Source organism: Pannonibacter sp. Q-1 (genome assembly GCF_054073275.1).
Map to the genome: position 1 here is coordinate 722,774 of NZ_JBSXNB010000002.1, position 15,686 is coordinate 738,459.

The following is a 15,686-nucleotide window of genomic DNA, read 5'->3' on the forward strand; positions in this document are numbered from 1 at the left end:
GCCTCTATATTTCTACCTGTCATTGGGTGGTTATTTTTTCCACCTTGAGACTGACCATACAGAGGCGCTTCTAAAATCCGCTTAAGAGATACGCTGAATCATCTCTTAAAATTTACCGGAGACTTTTCGTCTGTTTCGATCCATCGAAAGAATTCATTCACCACGAAGGAACCGGACGATCCCCGAGAAGTCCGTGCCCGCATGGCCCGAATTGCAGAAGAGGGCATAGAGGGCTGCGGCCTGTGCACCCAGCGGCGTGGCCGCGCCGGAGGACTGCGCCGCCTCCTGGGAAAGCTTGAGATCCTTGAGCATCATCTGCGCCGCGAAGCCCGGCTGGTAATCCCGGTTGGCAGGCGAGGACGGTACGGGACCAGGCACCGGGCAGTAGCTTGTCAGCGACCAGCACTGGCCGGAGGCTGTGGATGAAATGTCGAAAAGTTTCTGGGCGTCGAGGCCCAGCCGCTCGGCAAGGATAAACGCTTCGCTAACTGCGATCATGGAAATGCCGAGTATCATGTTATTACAAATCTTGGCGGCCTGACCGGTGCCCGAGCCACCGGCGTGGACGATGGTCTTGCCCATCACCTCAAGGAAGGGCTTGGCGCGCTCAAAGGCGGCATCCTCGCCGCCCACCATGAAGGTCAGCGTTCCGGCAGCCGCACCGCCAACACCGCCGGAAACCGGGGCGTCCACCATGACCATGCCGGCGGAAGCGGCCGCCTGTGCCACGGCACGGGCGCTGTCCACGTCGATGGTGGAACTGTCAATGAGGAGCGTGCCGGGCCGGGCGCTGGCGAGAACGCCCTCTTCCCCGGTGTAGACGGCGCGCACATGCTTGCCTGCGGGCAGCATGGAAACCACGGCATCGGCATCGCGCACCGCTTCTGCGACGGATGCGACCGCCTTGCCGCCTGCGGCCTCCAGCTGGGCCTTGGCCTCCGGCGACAGGTCAAACCCCTTTACCGCATGCCCTGCCCTGACCAGATTGGCCGCCATCGGGCCGCCCATGTTGCCAAGACCGATGAAACCCACTGATGCCATGACGCAACTCCTCCCGGTTCGCAAAGTCTCATCCGGAACCGTGTCAGGCTTGGGCCATCTGCGGTCCGGCTATTTCTTCCTGTGTTCCTGCTCCACCAGATAGACCAGCAGCAGATAGATGCCGATGGTCGCCAGATAGAACGTGATCTCGTAAGGCCGCCGCCCGAACATGTCGGAAAAGGCCGTGTGCATGACGATCTGGCTGAAAGCCCGGAACAGCCACATGACCGTGCCCCAGGACACCGCCAGCCAGAGGCCGATCGCCGCCACCAGATCCAGCACGGCGAAGAAGACGGTGGCCGTCTGCCATTCGACCGGCATTTCCCAGAACCATGCGCCGCGCCAGGGCGCAAAGCCGACGATGCGGGCCCAGTGGATCACCCCGCCCGCGATCAGCAGCAGCGCCATGCAGCGCAGATACCACAGCAGCACGGTGCTCCAGGGCGGGCGGTTCTTGAGGAGATCCTGAAAGCTTGTGATCATGGCCGGCCTTGCGGGAAGGGGCATCAGGCGTTGTCAGCCAGTGCCCGCGCTTCACTCAGGGCAGCGGAAGATCGCCGCCCTCTGGCCTTCCGAAATAAGCCGCCAGCCCCGTCCTGTCCACCTCTGCAAGACTTGCCGCCTGCCAGCGCGGTGCATTGTCCCGGTCCACCAGCACGGAGCGCACGCCCTCATAAAAGTCCGTGTGCTTCAGGATCTCGCTGACAATGCGGAATTCCATCCGCATGCAGCCGTTGAAATCCAGCTCCGCGCCCCGGTTCAGCTGCTCGAAGGTCAGCGCCAGACTGGTGGGCGACTTGGCGGCCAGCATCCCCAGGCAATTTCGTGCGAAGTCTGAATCACTTGCGGCCAGCGCCTGCCAGATCTGGTCAACGCTGGTGAGCCCGAAAACGCGCTCCAGTTCATCCATCACGTCAAGCAGCGGCGCAGGACCTGCATCCACCGCGTGGCGGGCAAGCGCTGCCTCCACCGGCTCCCCGGCGCAGAGCGCGTCCGTCAGCGGCGGGATAGAGGCGGACGCCACCGCGTGGGTGAGCACGCCGGTCAGCAGCGCATCGGCCTGCTTCAGCCGGGCAGAGGTCAGCGCGCAGTAATAGCCGGTGCGGCGCGACATGCGCGGCAGGAAGTAGCTACCCCCCACATCCGGGAAGAAGCCGATGCCGGTTTCCGGCATGGCAAAGAGCGTCTTTTCCGTGCCCACCCGGTGCGAGCCATGCACCGACAGGCCGACACCGCCGCCCATGACGATGCCGTCGATCAGCGACACCCAGGGCTTGGTGAAATGTTTGATGCGGCTGTTGAGGATATATTCGTCCGCGAAGAAGCTCGTCTGCTCCGGTGCGCTCTTGAGGCCCTGCACCGCGCCCATGTCATAGACCTGGCGGATGTCGCCCCCCGCGCAGAAGGCCTTCTCGCCGCTGCCGCGCAGCACGATGCGGGTGATGGCCGGATTCGTTTCCCAGTCATCCAGCCGGGCGGCGATGGCCTTGACCATGCCATGGCTGAGCGCATTGAGCGCCTTGGGGCGGTTCAGGGTGATCAGCCCCGCCTGCCCCGCCACCTCGAACAGAACCTCGTCCGCGCTCTCGCTCATGCTCTTCTGCCTCCCCGGTTGCTGTTCTCACCGGCCAATCAGATCGCGCGAAATGATGACGCGCATGATTTCGTTGGTGCCTTCCAGAATCTGGTGCACCCGCACATCCCTCAGGAAACGCTCGATGGGATAGTCGCGCAAGTAGCCGTAGCCGCCGTGCAGCTGCAGCGCCTCGTTGACCACCTGAAAGCCCGTGTCCGTCGCAAGGCGCTTGGCCATGGCGGCAAGGCGCGTGGCCCCTTCCGCCTTTTGCTCGACGGCCATGGCCGCCTTGTGCAGCAGCAGCCGGGCCGCCTCCAGCTCCGTCGCCATGTCGGCCAGCCGGAACTGCAAGGCCTGAAAAGTGGAGAGGGAACGCCCGAATTGCTGACGGTCCTTCATATAGGCGATGCTGCGCTCAAGGCAGGTCTGCGCCGCCCCCAGCGAGCAGGCACCGATGTTCAGCCGCCCGCCATCCAGTCCGGCCATGGCAAACCTGAAGCCCTCGCCTTCTTCGCCGATGCGGTTTGCCGCCGGAATGCGGCAGTCTTCAAAAATGACCTGCGCCGTCGGCTGGCTCTTCCATCCGAGTTTCACTTCCTGCGCCCCGAAGCTCAGCCCCGGCGTACCCTTGTCCACCACGAAACAGGAGATGCCGCCCGGCCCCTCCCCGCCGGTGCGGGCCATGACGATATAAACGTCCGACGCACCGCCACCGGAGATGAAGGCCTTGGTGCCGTTGAGGACGTAGCTGTCCCCGTCCCGCATGGCGCGGGTTCTGAGGCTTGCCGCGTCCGAGCCCGCGCCCGGCTCCGTCAGGCAGTAGCTGCCAAAGCGGCGCATGCTGCACAGGTCCGGCAGATAGCGCTCGCGCAGCTCCTGCGAGCCGAACCGGTCGATCATCCAGCCGGTCATGTTGTGGATGGAAATATAAGCCGCCGTCGAGGTGCAGCCCTTGGCGAGCTCCTCGAAGATCAGCGCTGCATCCAGCCGCGTCAGGCCCGATCCGCCCAGATCCTCACGCACATAGATGCCGGCAAAGCCAAGCTCTGCCGCCTTTCGCAGGGTCTCCACCGGGAAGATGGACTTCTCGTCCCACTCCCGCGCATGGGGCTCCATCTCGTCGCGGGCAAAGCTGGCGGCCACCTCCTGAAAGGCGCGCTGCTCCTCGTTCAAGGCAAAGTCCATGGGGCTCCTCCCGCCTGCACGGATGGCCGCAGATGGCGATCCCGGGCGGCGGTTCTCCTCCTGCCTGCCCCTTGCCGCTCTGCAACCCTTGTTATTCCGGGGTAGCCCGTTTTGACCTTAACGTCAATTTGGTGGCAGATCGTCTCTTTGGCCTATGGCTTGGCGCAAACGGCCGCCGCTCAGGCAGCAAAGTCCATGATGCCGCAGTCCTCCCTATGGCATCACGGCGGCGCTGTTGTTACAGTCCGCGCCCATCACGCATGATCAAAACTTCCGAATTCCAGGACCCGCCCCATGTCCAGCCCCTTCCACAGCGTTTCCCCCGAGCACATTGACGACATTCTCGGCGGCCGCCGCCTGCGCCGCAACCGCCGCGCCGACTGGGCGCGCCGGCTGGTGCAGGAAAACGCCCTGACCGTAAATGACCTGATCTGGCCGATCTTCCTCGTGGATGGCAGCAACATCCGCCAGCCGGTGCCCTCCATGCCGGGCGTCGAGCGCATGTCGGTGGATGAAGCCGTGCGCGAGGCCGAATATGCGGCGAGCCTGTCGATCCCGGCGCTGGCGCTCTTCCCCTACACCGATCCCGGCTTGCGCGATGATGCCGGCAACGAGGCGCTCAATCCGGAAAACCTCATCTGCCGCGCCTGCCGCGCCATCAAGCAGGCGGGCCTCAACATCGGCCTCATCACCGATGTGGCGCTGGACCCCTACACCAGCCACGGCCACGATGGCCTGATGCATGGCGAGCGCATCCTGAATGACGAGACCGTCGATCAGCTTTGCCGCCAGGCCCTGACGCAGGTGGAAGCAGGCGCAGACGTGATTGCGCCCTCCGACATGATGGACGGGCGCATCGGCGCCATCCGCCGGGCGCTGGATGCCAATGGCCACCGCGAAACCCAGATCATGGCCTATGCCGCCAAATATGCCTCGGCCTTCTACGGCCCCTTCCGCGACGCGGTGGGGACCTCCAAGACGCTGATCGGCGACAAGCGCACCTATCAGATGGACCCGGCCAACACGGACGAGGCCCTGCGCGAGGTGGAACTGGACATTGCCGAAGGCGCCGACATGGTGATGGTCAAGCCCGGCATGCCCTATCTGGATGTTGTCTGGCGGGTGAAGGACACCTTCCGCATGCCGACCTATGCCTATCAGGTGTCGGGAGAATACGCGATGATCCAGGCCGCTGCCGCCAATGGCTGGCTTGACGGCGAACGCGCCATGCTGGAAAGCCTTCTGGCGTTCAAGCGCGCCGGAGCGGACGGGATTCTCACCTATTTCGCGCCCCGCGTGGCAGAGCTTCTCAAAAGCGGCCTCTGAGAGGCCGCCCATTTTCCGGACGGATCCATGCATAGCCCCTCTGATCGCCAGACCTCTGAAAAACAGGATTCTGGCCCCCTGCCGCTTTCCCTTGCCGATGTGGAAGAGGCGGCGCGTCTGATCCGGGGAGCCGTGCTGCGCACGCCGTTCCTACCCGCGCCCAAGCTGTCGGCGCTGACCGGGGCCGAGGTTTTCGTCAAATACGAGAACATGCAGGTCACCAACGCCTTCAAGGAACGCGGGGCGCTGGTGAAGCTGCTGTCGCTGACGGAGGAAGAACGCCAGCGCGGCGTCATCGCCATGTCGGCGGGCAACCATGCACAGGCTGTTGCCTATCACGCTGGCCGGCTCGGCATTCCCTCCACCATCGTCATGCCGGAGACGACGCCTTTCGTGAAGATCACCGCCACGCGCGGCTATGGCGCCGAAGTGGTTCTGGCTGGTGACACGCTGGTGGGGGCAACGGCTGAAGCGCAGCGCCTGTCGGAGGAAAAGGGCTTCGTCTGGGTGCATCCCTTCGATGATCCGCATGTGATCCGCGGCCAGGGCACCATCGCGCTGGAGATGCTTGAAGACGTGCCGGATCTTGAGTGCCTCGTCGTTCCGGTTGGCGGCGGCGGCATGATCTCCGGCATGGCCGTGGCCGCCAAGGGCCTGAAGCCCGGGATCTCCATCGTGGGCGTCGAATCGCGGCTCTATCCGGGGATGTGGAGTGCCGTGCATGACCAGGATCTGCCTTGCGGCGGGCCCACGATCGCAGAGGGCATTGCGGTGAAGGACGTCGGCGTCCTCACGCGCAAGATCGTGCGCGAACTGGTCGATGACATCATTCTGGCCGAGGAAAGCGCCATCGAGCGGGCCATCAACCTGTTCCTGACCCAGCAGAAGACATTGGCGGAAGGCGCAGGGGCTGCCGGCCTTGCCGCGCTGCTGACGGCGCCGGAGCTGTTCCGGGGCAAGAAGGTGGGGCTGGTGCTGTGCGGCGGCAACATCGACCCGCGCCTCGTCTCCTCCATCGTGATCCGCGAGCTCTCCCGCGATGGCCGCCTTGTCTCGGTGCGCATCGACACGCCGGACCGGCCGGGCGTACTGGGCGAAATCACCTCTCTCATCGGCGGGCGCGGCGGCAATGTGGTGGACGTGTCGCACCACCGCCTGTTCCTCAACGTGCCGGCCAAGGGCGCAACGCTGGATGTGACCTTCGAGACCTTCGACGCCGCCCACGGCCAGGCCATCATCGAAGCCTTGCGCGAACGCGGCTACGCGGTGCGGCAGATGAATGTGGCCGAAGTGATGGCCTGAGGCGGCGCGCTGCGCGGTGAAGCTGGCGGGCATACCAAAAACCCTGGCGGCAAACTGGAACGGAACAATTGACTGTTCGTCCCGTTCTTCCCACATGAATGGCAGAAACGGAGGCGGTAATGTCCTATCAGGCTGAAATTCTGGAACCCAGGCGCGGCGGCTTTGGCGCCACCGATGATCCTGCACTTTTCAGCGGGCTGCGCAGCAAGCGCATCATGGCCTTTCTGATCGACACGGCCATAATTGCACTCTTCACGCTGATGGCAGGGATCCTCGTCTTCTTTCTCGGCATTTTCACGCTGGGCCTCGCCTGGTTCGCCTATGCCTTCCTGTGGCAGGGCGTGGCGCTGACCTACACCGCCATCACGCTGGGCGGCGAACGCGCCTCGACGCTGGGCATGCGCGCCATGGGCCTCGAAATGCGCCTGTGGCACGGCGGCAAGCCCTATGCCCTGCTGGCAGCGATGCATGCGCTGCTGTTCTGGTTCTCCGTCACCCTGCTGACGCCGCTGGTGCTGCTGGTCAGCCTCGTGTCGGACCGCAAGCGTCTGCTGCATGACATCATCCTTGGAACCGTCGTCATCAACGCGGACCGCCGTTTCTGACATCAGACCGGATTGCGCGGCGCTCCGGCACCGGAAATTGCCGGAAATGGGTGCTTGACGTTCCCTCTTGCCGCGCCATCCTGTCGGGATATCATTGTCTGCAACGAGAGGCAGATCTTCCGACGTGACCCGGCACCCGATCGACCATCCCCAGTTCTACCTGACGGCCCCTGCGCCGTGCCCGTATCTGCCGGGCCGGCAGGAGCGAAAGGTGTTCACCCATCTGGTCGGTCATCAGGCGCCTGCCCTCAATGACGTGCTGACGCAGGGCGGCTTCCGCCGCAGTCAGAACATCGCCTACCGTCCGGCCTGCGAGGCCTGCCGGGCCTGCGTTTCGGTGCGGGTGCGGGTGGCGGATTTCCAGTGGACCAATTCCTTCAAGCGCACCTGGAAGAAGGGCAGCTGGCTGGTTGGCGCCGAGCTGCCGCCCTCCCCCTCCAGCGAACAATATGATCTCTTCCGCACCTATCTTCTGGCCCGGCATGAAAATGGCGGCATGTCGGAAATGAGCGTGCTGGACTACGCGATGATGGTGGAAGACACCCATGTGGACACCATGGTCATCGAATACCGCCGCCGCGGGCCGGACACGTTCCTCACCCGGCGCGGCACCGGGCCGCTGATCGGCGTTGCCCTGACCGACCGCATGGCCGACGGCTTGTCGATGGTCTATTCCTTTTACGACCCGTCGATCGACAGCCTCAGCCTCGGCACGTTCATGATCCTCGAGCATATCGAGCGCGCCCGCAGGCTCGGCCTGCCCTATGTCTATCTCGGCTACTGGGTCGAAGGGTCGCAGAAGATGGCCTACAAGGAGCGCTTCCAGCCGCAGGAGCATCTGGGGCCGGAGGGCTGGTCGCAGCCCGGCCCGTCCGCAAGCCTGTCTGACGGCTGATCAGGCCGGCAAGGAGCTGGTCTCATCCACGTGAGCGCGGATCGAAGTAAAGACGCTGCGGAACATCTCCCGCGTCAGCCGTCCCGTGTTGGTGTTGTAGCGGGAGCAGTGATAGCTGTCGAAAAGCTTCACCGGCCGTCCGGACAGCTGAATGTCATGCCCTGCCCCATGCACGAAGGGGGATTTTGCACGCGGCAGCGACAGAGCGGTCAGAAACGTGTCATGGGCAATGCGCCCCAGCGCCAGCACCGCGCGGACCGAAGGCATGGCGTCAAGCGTTGCAATCAGGAACGGCCGGCAGGTCTTGATTTCCGGGCCGGTCGGCTTGTTTTCCGGCGGGACGCAGCGCACCGCATTGGTGATCAGGGCATCCACCAGCTCAAGGCTGTCATCCGGACGTGCCTCATAGACGCCCCTGGCAAAACCGAAGTCGATCATCGTCTCGTAGAGAAGATCGCCGGCATAATCCCCGGTAAACGGCCGCCCTGTCCTGTTGGCGCCGCGCAAGCCCGGCGCAAGACCAACGATCAGCAGGGACGGTGCCTTGTCACCAAAGGACGGCACGGGCGCGTTGAACCAGTCCGGCGACAGACGCCGGTGCTCTTCGCGGAAGGCAACGAGACGCGGGCACAGCGGACAATCGCGTGCCGGGTCCAGAGCAACACCAGCCATATGCGGTTCAGGCCTCAGTAGTCGTCATCTTCGTCGGCGTCACGGTCGCGGTCGGAGGCACGCGAGGGACGCTCGGCCGGATCACGGCCAACGCGGTTGGCAAGGCTCGCCAGCTCGATGAAGTGGTCAGCCTGGCGGCGCAGGTCATCGGCAATCATCGGCGGCTGGGTCTGAAGCGTGGAGACGACGCTGACCTTGCGGCCCTTGCGCTGCAGAGCTTCAACCAGCGAGCGGAAATCGCCATCCCCCGAGAACAGGACGATGTGATCAACGCTGTCGACGAGCTGCATGGCATCCACCGCCAGCTCGATATCCATGTTGCCCTTGACCTTACGGCGGCCGCTGGAATCAACAAATTCCTTCACCGGCTTCGTCACAACCTTGTAACCGTTGTAATCAAGCCAATCAATCAGCGGACGAATTGAGGAATATTCCTGATCCTCAATGATCGCAGTGTAGTAATAGGCGCGCAGCAAATAGCCTTTGCTTTGAAACTCCTTCAACAGCATCTTGTAATCGATATCAAAACCGATCGCCTTTGCCGTCGAATACAAGTTCGCCCCATCAATAAACAAAGCAATTTTTTCTCTTGAATCGAACATAAAGCAATTCCTTTCCAGCACCAGCGGGCTTTGGTGCAGCACTCAACCTGTCAGGGCGCAATTGATTGACTTGTATAAACAATCACTCGCTCGTTTGCGTTGCTTCCCAGGCAGCAAAAGTTAAACTTTTAACTGAACGCCATTATTTGGACGTCTTTTGATGGGCGCAACAGTTGGGGTACTACATTGGCGCAGCACTCCGCAATCGTAAATATGGCCCCCAATTGCGCATGTGAAAGGTTCTCAAGCCATTTTTTCGCCCTTGTGACGCCTCATGCTCAATCACGAAACAGCGAGGGTTGCGCTAAGGTGCAGTTGCTAATATACGCTCATCACTTGAATTCCAGAACATATGGAGAAGTCCTATGGCGCGCGTGACCGTCGAGGATTGCATCGACAAGGTTGATAACCGGTTCGAGCTGGTGCTGCTGGCAGCACATCGCGCCCGGATGATCTCAAGCGGTTCGCCGCTGACCATCGATCGCGACAACGACAAGAATCCGGTCGTCGCCCTGCGAGAAATCGCAGATGAGACGGTGAGCCCGGAAGATCTTAAGGAAGACCTCATTCATTCTCTGCAGAAATATGTGGAAGTGGATGAGCCGGAGGCGGAAGCCGTACCGCTCGTTCCGTCCAGCAATTCTGGCGGCACCCAGGTCAATGCGGTAGACGATTCGAACGTTGAGTTCGACCGCATGTCGGAAGAAGATCTGCTGCGCGGTCTGGAAGGCCTTGTGCCGCCGGAGCGTTCGGACGACATCTGATTTCCGGCATGAGGCGGGTCATCTGAGTTGGCAAGCCCTGGTGCTGCAATCTGTGTCCAAGGGTGTCTGCTGCGGCCATGATGCGCCAATACGAGCTTGTCGAACGGGTTACCCGCTATAATCCGAATGCCGATGAAGGCCTTTTGAACAAGGCCTATGTCTATGCCATGAAGAAGCACGGGTCCCAGACCCGCGCTTCCGGCGATCCCTATTTCTCCCATCCGCTCGAAGTGGCTGCCATCCTGACCGATCTCAGGCTGGATGATGCGACCGTTGCCGTCGCGCTGCTGCATGACACCATCGAGGACACGGATGCAACCCGCGCGGAGATCGACACGGTCTTCGGCGAGGAAATCGGCAAGCTTGTCGAAGGCCTGACCAAGATCAAGCGCCTCGACCTCGTCTCCCAGAAGACCAAGCAGGCGGAGAATTTCCGCAAGCTGCTGCTCGCCATCGCCGATGATGTGCGTGTGCTGCTGGTGAAGCTGGCGGACCGGCTGCACAACATGCGCACGCTCCAGCACATGCCGGAGCACAAGCGCGGCCGCATCGCCGAAGAGACGATGGAGATCTATGCCCCGCTCGCCGGGCGCATGGGCATGCAGGACATGCGCGAGGAGCTGGAGGACCTGTCCTTCCAGGTGCTCAATCCGGAAGCCTATGCCACGATTGCCGAGCGGCTCACGGGCCTGCGCGAGCGCAACGGCGGGCTGATCGGCGAGATCGAAAGCCTGCTGACCGCCCAGATCGCCGAGCGCGGCATCGCCGCCCGGGTCAAGGGCCGTGAAAAGCGCCCCTACTCCATCTTCCGCAAGATGCAGCAGAAGTCGCTGGGCTTCGAGCAGCTTTCCGACATTTACGGCTTCCGCGTCATCGTCGGCACCACCGAGGCCTGCTACCGGGTGCTGGGCATCATCCACACCACCTGGCCGACCGTGCCGGGGCGGTTCAAGGACTACATCTCGACGCCGAAGCAGAACGACTACCGCTCGATCCACACCACGATCGTCGGCCCCAGCCGCCAGCGCGTGGAACTGCAGATCCGCACCGAGGCGATGGACCGGGTGGCCGAATACGGCATTGCCGCCCACGCCCTCTACAAGGACGGGCAGACGGGCGGACGCAACATTGCCCGGCACACGGATGAAAGCCGCGCCTATGACTGGCTGCGGCGCACCATCGATCTCTTGTCGCAGGGCGACACGCCGGAAGAATTCCTTGAAAACACCAAGCTGGAACTGTTCCACGACCAGGTGTTCTGCTTCACACCCAAGGGGCGCCTGATCGCCCTGCCGCGCGGGGCAACGCCGATCGACTTTGCCTATGCGGTTCATACGGGCATCGGCAACACCTGCGTCGGTTGCAAGATCAACGGCAAGATCATGCCGCTGGTGACTGAACTGCGGAACGGCGACGAGGTGGAAGTCATCCGCTCGCAGGCGCAGACGCCGCCGCCCGCCTGGGAATCGATTGCCGTGACCGGCAAGGCCAAGGCCGCGATCCGCCGGGCCACGCGCGAATCCATCCGCAAGCAATATGGCGCCCTTGGCGAGCATGTGCTGCAACGCGCCTTCAACCGTGCGGACAAGCCTTATTCGGAAGGCCTGCTGGATGGCGTGCTCGGCCTGCTCAATCAGGAAACCATTGCCGACCTGCTGGCCAGCGTCGGGCGCGGCGAGTTGAGCGCGCAGCAGGTGGTCAAGGCAGTGCACCCGGACTATCAGGACGAGCGCACAGCTCATCTGAAACCGGAGCCTGGTGAAGGCTGGTTCGATCTCGAGAAGGGCCAGGGCCTCAAGTTCCGCATTCCCGATGCCGCGCAGGGTACCGATGGCATGGCGCTGCCGATCCGCGGCCTGACCGGTGACATTCCGGTGAGCTTTGCCCCCAATGGCGGCGCTGTGCCCGGTGACCGGATCGTCGGCATCCTGACGCCTTCGGAAGGGCTGACGATCTATCCGATCCAGTCGCCGGCACTGAAGGAATTCGACGACCAGAGCGACCGCTGGATCGACGTGCGCTGGGACATCGACGTGGACAATCCGGAGCGTTTCCCGGCGCGCATCAACGTGTCAGCGCTGAATGAGCCCGGCTCCCTCGCCGCCATCGCCCAGGTGATCGGCGACAATGGCGGCAACATCGACAATCTGAAGATGGTCCGCAAGGTGGCCGACTTCCATCAGATGATCATCGATCTCGAGGTATGGGATCTGAAACATCTGAACCGTATCATCAACCAGCTGCGGGCCAAGCCGAACGTGTCGAGCGTGACACGTGTCAACGGCTAACCCGGCACAAGACGGAGACTTTGGACGATGACGCAGGACGAAGTCCTGGCCGTTTTCCGCGAGGCGGGGGCCATTCTGGAAGGGCATTTCATTCTTTCCTCCGGGCTGCGCAGCCCGGTCTTCCTGCAGAAGGCCCGCGTCTTCATGTATCCGGAGAAGACCGAACGCCTGTGCAAGGCGCTGGCGCGGAAGATCGAGGCGGCCGGCCTTGGCAAGATCGATGCCGTCGTCTCCCCTGCCCTTGGCGGCCTGATCCCCGGTTATGAAACCGCCCGCCACCTCGGCGTTCCGGCCATGTGGGTGGAGCGTGAGGGCGGAGAGTTCCGCCTGCGCCGCTTCGAGATGGAAAAGGGCGCGCGCGTCGTCATCGTTGAAGACATCGTCACCACGGGCCTGTCCAGCCGCGAGACGGTTGACGCACTGAAGGCAATTGGCGCCGAAGTTCTAGCCGTGGCCTGCCTGATTGACCGCTCCGCCGGAGAGGCGGACACAACCGTGCCACTTGTATCGCTGACACAGTACAAGGTGCCGGCTTATGAGCCGGACAAGCTGCCGCCGGAACTGGCGGCGCTTCCGGCCGTGAAGCCGGGCAGCCGCAACCTCGCCTGAGCGGGCAAAACGGGAAAGGGAGACAGGACCGCATGCTGTTTCAGCGCAGAACACCGCCAACCCGGCTTCAAAAGATGCGCGTCGCCGTCTGGCCGCGGGAAAGCTGGTCCCGGTCGTTCCGCTATTACGGCAAGCGCGTCCTGCGCCTGACTGCAAGCCCGGACGCAATCGCCAGAGGTTTCGCGGCAGGCGCCTTCGCCTCCTTTACCCCCTTGATGGGCTTTCATTTCCTGCTGGCGGCCGCCTGCGCCTTTGCAATCCGGGGCAACATGCTGGCCTCGGCGCTTGGCACGGCTGTCGGCAATCCGCTGACCTTTCCCTTCATCTGGGCTGCGACCTACAAACTGGGCCACCTGATCCTGGGCTCCAGCCAGCATGAGATTGCCCGCCGCGAAGGCGCCACCCGCTATGGCTTCAACCTGATGGAGCAGTCGTTCGATACGCTCTGGCCGGTGATCAAGCCCATGCTGATCGGCGGGATTCCGCTGGGACTGGTCTGCGGTGCACTGTGCTATGTCATCGTTTTCCAGAGCGTGCGCACCTATCAGGAAGCCAAGCGCCTGCGCCTTGAAAAGCGCCGGGACGCAAGCCGCAAGGCCGAATAGCTTGAAGATGCCTGTCCGGCATCCTAATTCCATGTCTTGCGCGTTCTGACGGGCCAGGGAAAGGCAGCCATGATTCTTGGCATCGGCAGCGATCTGATCGACATCCGCCGCATCGAGCAGACACTGGAACGGTTCGGCGACCGCTTCACCAACCGCGTCTTCACCGAAAGGGAGCGCCAGCGCTCCGACCGGCGCGCCGAGCGGGCAGCCTCCTATGCCAAACGCTTTGCCGCAAAGGAGGCCTGCTCCAAGGCACTTGGCACCGGCATCCGCATGGGCGTTGCCTGGCGGGAGATGGGGGTGGTGAACCTGCCGAGCGGCCGCCCGACACTGGAACTCACAGGCAGCGCCGCCGGACGGCTTGCCCGGCTGACGCCCGAAGGCTTCAAGGCCCGCATTGACCTGACCATTACCGATGACTACCCGCTGGCGCAGGCCTTCGTGGTGATTTCCGCCTGGCCGCAGGACTGGCCGGAGCCCCCTGCCCCGCCCGTGCGCGAGCAGGCCTGAGGCTTCCACAAGCAGCAAGAAAGGCTTGTGGCAGGCCTTGCGCCAAGCCTTGCGTTGCCAGTCCCGGCATGAACGGCTAAAAGTCGCAGCAACAGACTGAGGCCGATGGCGCCTCGCGGCACGAATGAAGGACGACATGAGCGTGACGGACAAGAAAAAAGCCAAGGAAGGCAGCCTTGGCGAAACGGTCAAGGTGATCATTCAGGCCCTGCTGATCGCGCTGGTCGTGCGCACGTTCCTGTTTCAGCCGTTCAACATCCCCTCCGGGTCAATGATGAACACGCTGCTGATCGGCGATTACCTGTTTGTGTCGAAATACAGCTACGGCTATTCGCGCTACTCCTTCCCCTTTGGCATGCCGCCCTTCTCCGGCCGCGTGCTGAGCTCGGATCCGGAGCGCGGTGATGTGGCCGTGTTCAAGACCCCGCACGACAATTCCACCGACTACATCAAGCGTGTCATCGGCCTCCCGGGCGATGAAATCCAGATGATCGATGGCGTGCTGCATATCAACGGCGAGGCCGTCCCGCGCGAGCGCATCGAGGACTTCATCGACAAGGACAGTTTCGGCAACGAGCGCCGCGTCGCCCGCTACCGTGAAACCCTGCCCAATGGCGTCAGCTACGACACGCTGGACCTGACCCCGCGCGGACAGTCCGACAACACCCGCCCGTTCAAGGTGCCGGCCGGCCATTACTTCATGATGGGCGACAACCGCGACAATTCCACCGACAGCCGCGTTCCGGTGGAACTGGGCGGCGTCGGCTATGTGCCGCTCGACAACTTTGTCGGCCGCGCCGAAGTGATCTTCTTCTCGGTGGATGGCGGTCAGCCTGCCTGGCAGTTCTGGTACTGGCCCTGGTCCGTCCGCTGGGACCGCCTGTTCCAGTCGATCTGAGGCAGGAGACGGCATGACCATTTCCCGCAAGACAGACATGCTTGCCGCCGTCGAGGCGCGCATCGGCCACAAGTTTACCGACCGCAGCCTGCTGCAACAGGCGCTGACCCATGCCAGCGCCCTGTCCGGGGCCGACACGTCCGGCGGCAGCTACCAGCGGCTTGAGTTCCTCGGCGACCGGGTGCTCGGGCTTGCGGTTGCCAGCATGCTGCACCGGCACTATCCGCGTGCTGACGAAGGCGAAATGGCGCGGCGCCTGAACCACATGGTCAAGCGCGAGACCTGCGCCGAAATCGCCATCGAGCTGAAGCTGGGCGATGACATGCGCATCAGCCAGAGCGAGGCGCAGACCGGCGGGCGCCAGAAGACGGCACTGCTGGCCGATATCTGCGAGGCGGTAATTGCCGCCATCTATCTGGATGCGGGCTTCGAGACGGCGGAAGACTTCGTGCGCCGCCTGTGGGAGCCGCGCATGCTGACCTTCTCCGGCCCCTTGCGCGATGCCAAGACCACCCTGCAGGAGTGGGTGCAGGCCAAGAGCCTGCCGGCCCCGCTCTACAAGGTGGTCGACCGCACCGGCCCGGACCATGCGCCGGAATTCATCGTTGCCGTGCAGGTGGAAAAATTCCCCAGCGCCGAAGGGCGCGGCAACTCCAAGCGCGTGGCCGAACAGGCTGCCGCCGAAACCATGCTGCGGCGGGAAGGCGTCTGGAGCGACTGACGCCCGGGGCCCATGCACGGGATGCTTCGCCTCACCCAACAAACCCGCTATGATTGACCCGCCGGGGCCGGACCGCTGTCCGCCACG

At 63.2% G+C, this 15,686-nt stretch carries 17 protein-coding genes; 11 read left to right on the plus strand and 6 right to left on the minus strand.

Annotation, left to right across the window (positions count from 1 at the left end; genetic code table 11):
• Window positions 1–153: 153 nt before the first annotated feature.
• The 4 genes from mmsB to ACVNHC_RS07395 are packed head-to-tail and all read right to left on the minus strand — an operon-like array spanning window position 154 to window position 3,802.
• Window positions 154–1,065 carry a 3-hydroxyisobutyrate dehydrogenase gene (gene mmsB, locus ACVNHC_RS07380; protein ID WP_282097365.1) on the minus strand — a complete coding sequence of 304 codons (912 nt, stop codon included), beginning with the start codon at window positions 1,063–1,065 and terminating at the stop codon, window positions 154–156.
• Between the two features lie 45 nt (window positions 1,066–1,110).
• Window positions 1,111–1,524: a DUF6163 family protein gene (locus ACVNHC_RS07385; RefSeq protein ID WP_457166840.1), complete on the minus strand. Its 414-nt coding sequence runs from the start codon at window positions 1,522–1,524 to the stop codon at window positions 1,111–1,113.
• Window positions 1,525–1,579: 55 nt separating this feature from the next.
• Complete coding sequence (locus ACVNHC_RS07390) at window positions 1,580–2,635, minus strand: enoyl-CoA hydratase/isomerase family protein (RefSeq protein ID WP_457166841.1); 1,056 nt, start codon at window positions 2,633–2,635, stop codon at window positions 1,580–1,582.
• Window positions 2,636–2,662: 27 nt separating this feature from the next.
• Window positions 2,663–3,802, minus strand: coding sequence for an isobutyryl-CoA dehydrogenase (locus tag ACVNHC_RS07395; RefSeq protein ID WP_457166842.1), 1,140 nt, complete (start codon window positions 3,800–3,802; stop codon window positions 2,663–2,665).
• Between the two features lie 294 nt (window positions 3,803–4,096).
• Between ACVNHC_RS07395 and hemB the strand changes: the two genes are divergently transcribed.
• The 4 genes from hemB (at window position 4,097) to ACVNHC_RS07415 (ending at window position 7,930) form a co-directional block, all read left to right on the plus strand.
• Window positions 4,097–5,128: a porphobilinogen synthase gene (hemB, locus tag ACVNHC_RS07400; protein WP_058900225.1), complete on the plus strand. Its 1,032-nt coding sequence runs from the start codon at window positions 4,097–4,099 to the stop codon at window positions 5,126–5,128.
• Window positions 5,129–5,155: 27 nt separating this feature from the next.
• Window positions 5,156–6,430: a threonine ammonia-lyase gene (locus ACVNHC_RS07405; protein ID WP_058900226.1), complete on the plus strand. Its 1,275-nt coding sequence runs from the start codon at window positions 5,156–5,158 to the stop codon at window positions 6,428–6,430.
• Between the two features lie 119 nt (window positions 6,431–6,549).
• Entirely contained in the window at window positions 6,550–7,035 is a 486-nt protein-coding gene (locus tag ACVNHC_RS07410; protein ID WP_457166843.1) for an RDD family protein, read from the plus strand.
• Between the two features lie 124 nt (window positions 7,036–7,159).
• Window positions 7,160–7,930 carry an arginyltransferase gene (locus ACVNHC_RS07415; protein WP_457166844.1) on the plus strand — a complete coding sequence of 257 codons (771 nt, stop codon included), beginning with the start codon at window positions 7,160–7,162 and terminating at the stop codon, window positions 7,928–7,930.
• Here the strand turns inward: ACVNHC_RS07415 and ACVNHC_RS07420 are convergent, their stop codons facing one another.
• Both ACVNHC_RS07420 and ACVNHC_RS07425 read right to left on the minus strand, forming a co-directional pair.
• Window positions 7,931–8,602 carry a uracil-DNA glycosylase gene (locus ACVNHC_RS07420; RefSeq protein WP_123193975.1) on the minus strand — a complete coding sequence of 224 codons (672 nt, stop codon included), beginning with the start codon at window positions 8,600–8,602 and terminating at the stop codon, window positions 7,931–7,933.
• Between the two features lie 14 nt (window positions 8,603–8,616).
• Window positions 8,617–9,204: a LabA-like NYN domain-containing protein gene (locus ACVNHC_RS07425; RefSeq protein WP_457166845.1), complete on the minus strand. Its 588-nt coding sequence runs from the start codon at window positions 9,202–9,204 to the stop codon at window positions 8,617–8,619.
• A 365-nt stretch (window positions 9,205–9,569) separates the two neighbouring features.
• Between ACVNHC_RS07425 and rpoZ the strand changes: the two genes are divergently transcribed.
• From rpoZ to rnc, 7 genes are all read left to right on the plus strand, one after another.
• Window positions 9,570–9,968, plus strand: coding sequence for a DNA-directed RNA polymerase subunit omega (gene rpoZ / locus ACVNHC_RS07430; protein WP_019962555.1), 399 nt, complete (start codon window positions 9,570–9,572; stop codon window positions 9,966–9,968).
• A gap of 77 nt (window positions 9,969–10,045) precedes the next feature.
• Window positions 10,046–12,256, plus strand: a complete 2,211-nt coding sequence (locus ACVNHC_RS07435; protein WP_058900230.1) for a RelA/SpoT family protein — start codon at window positions 10,046–10,048, stop codon at window positions 12,254–12,256.
• Window positions 12,257–12,283: 27 nt separating this feature from the next.
• Complete coding sequence (gene pyrE, locus ACVNHC_RS07440) at window positions 12,284–12,865, plus strand: orotate phosphoribosyltransferase (protein WP_457166846.1); 582 nt, start codon at window positions 12,284–12,286, stop codon at window positions 12,863–12,865.
• Between the two features lie 32 nt (window positions 12,866–12,897).
• Complete coding sequence (locus tag ACVNHC_RS07445) at window positions 12,898–13,470, plus strand: DUF2062 domain-containing protein (RefSeq protein ID WP_058900231.1); 573 nt, start codon at window positions 12,898–12,900, stop codon at window positions 13,468–13,470.
• Between the two features lie 69 nt (window positions 13,471–13,539).
• Complete coding sequence (gene acpS / locus ACVNHC_RS07450) at window positions 13,540–13,980, plus strand: holo-ACP synthase (protein WP_123195625.1); 441 nt, start codon at window positions 13,540–13,542, stop codon at window positions 13,978–13,980.
• 136 nt (window positions 13,981–14,116) lie between these two features.
• A complete protein-coding gene (lepB, locus tag ACVNHC_RS07455; protein ID WP_457166847.1) occupies window positions 14,117–14,878 on the plus strand; it encodes a signal peptidase I in 762 nt (253 codons plus the stop codon).
• A gap of 13 nt (window positions 14,879–14,891) precedes the next feature.
• Window positions 14,892–15,599 (plus strand): ribonuclease III, encoded by a 708-nt coding sequence (gene rnc / locus ACVNHC_RS07460; RefSeq protein ID WP_122519775.1) that lies wholly within the window; start codon window positions 14,892–14,894, stop codon window positions 15,597–15,599.
• The last annotated feature ends 87 nt before the right edge of the window (window positions 15,600–15,686 follow it).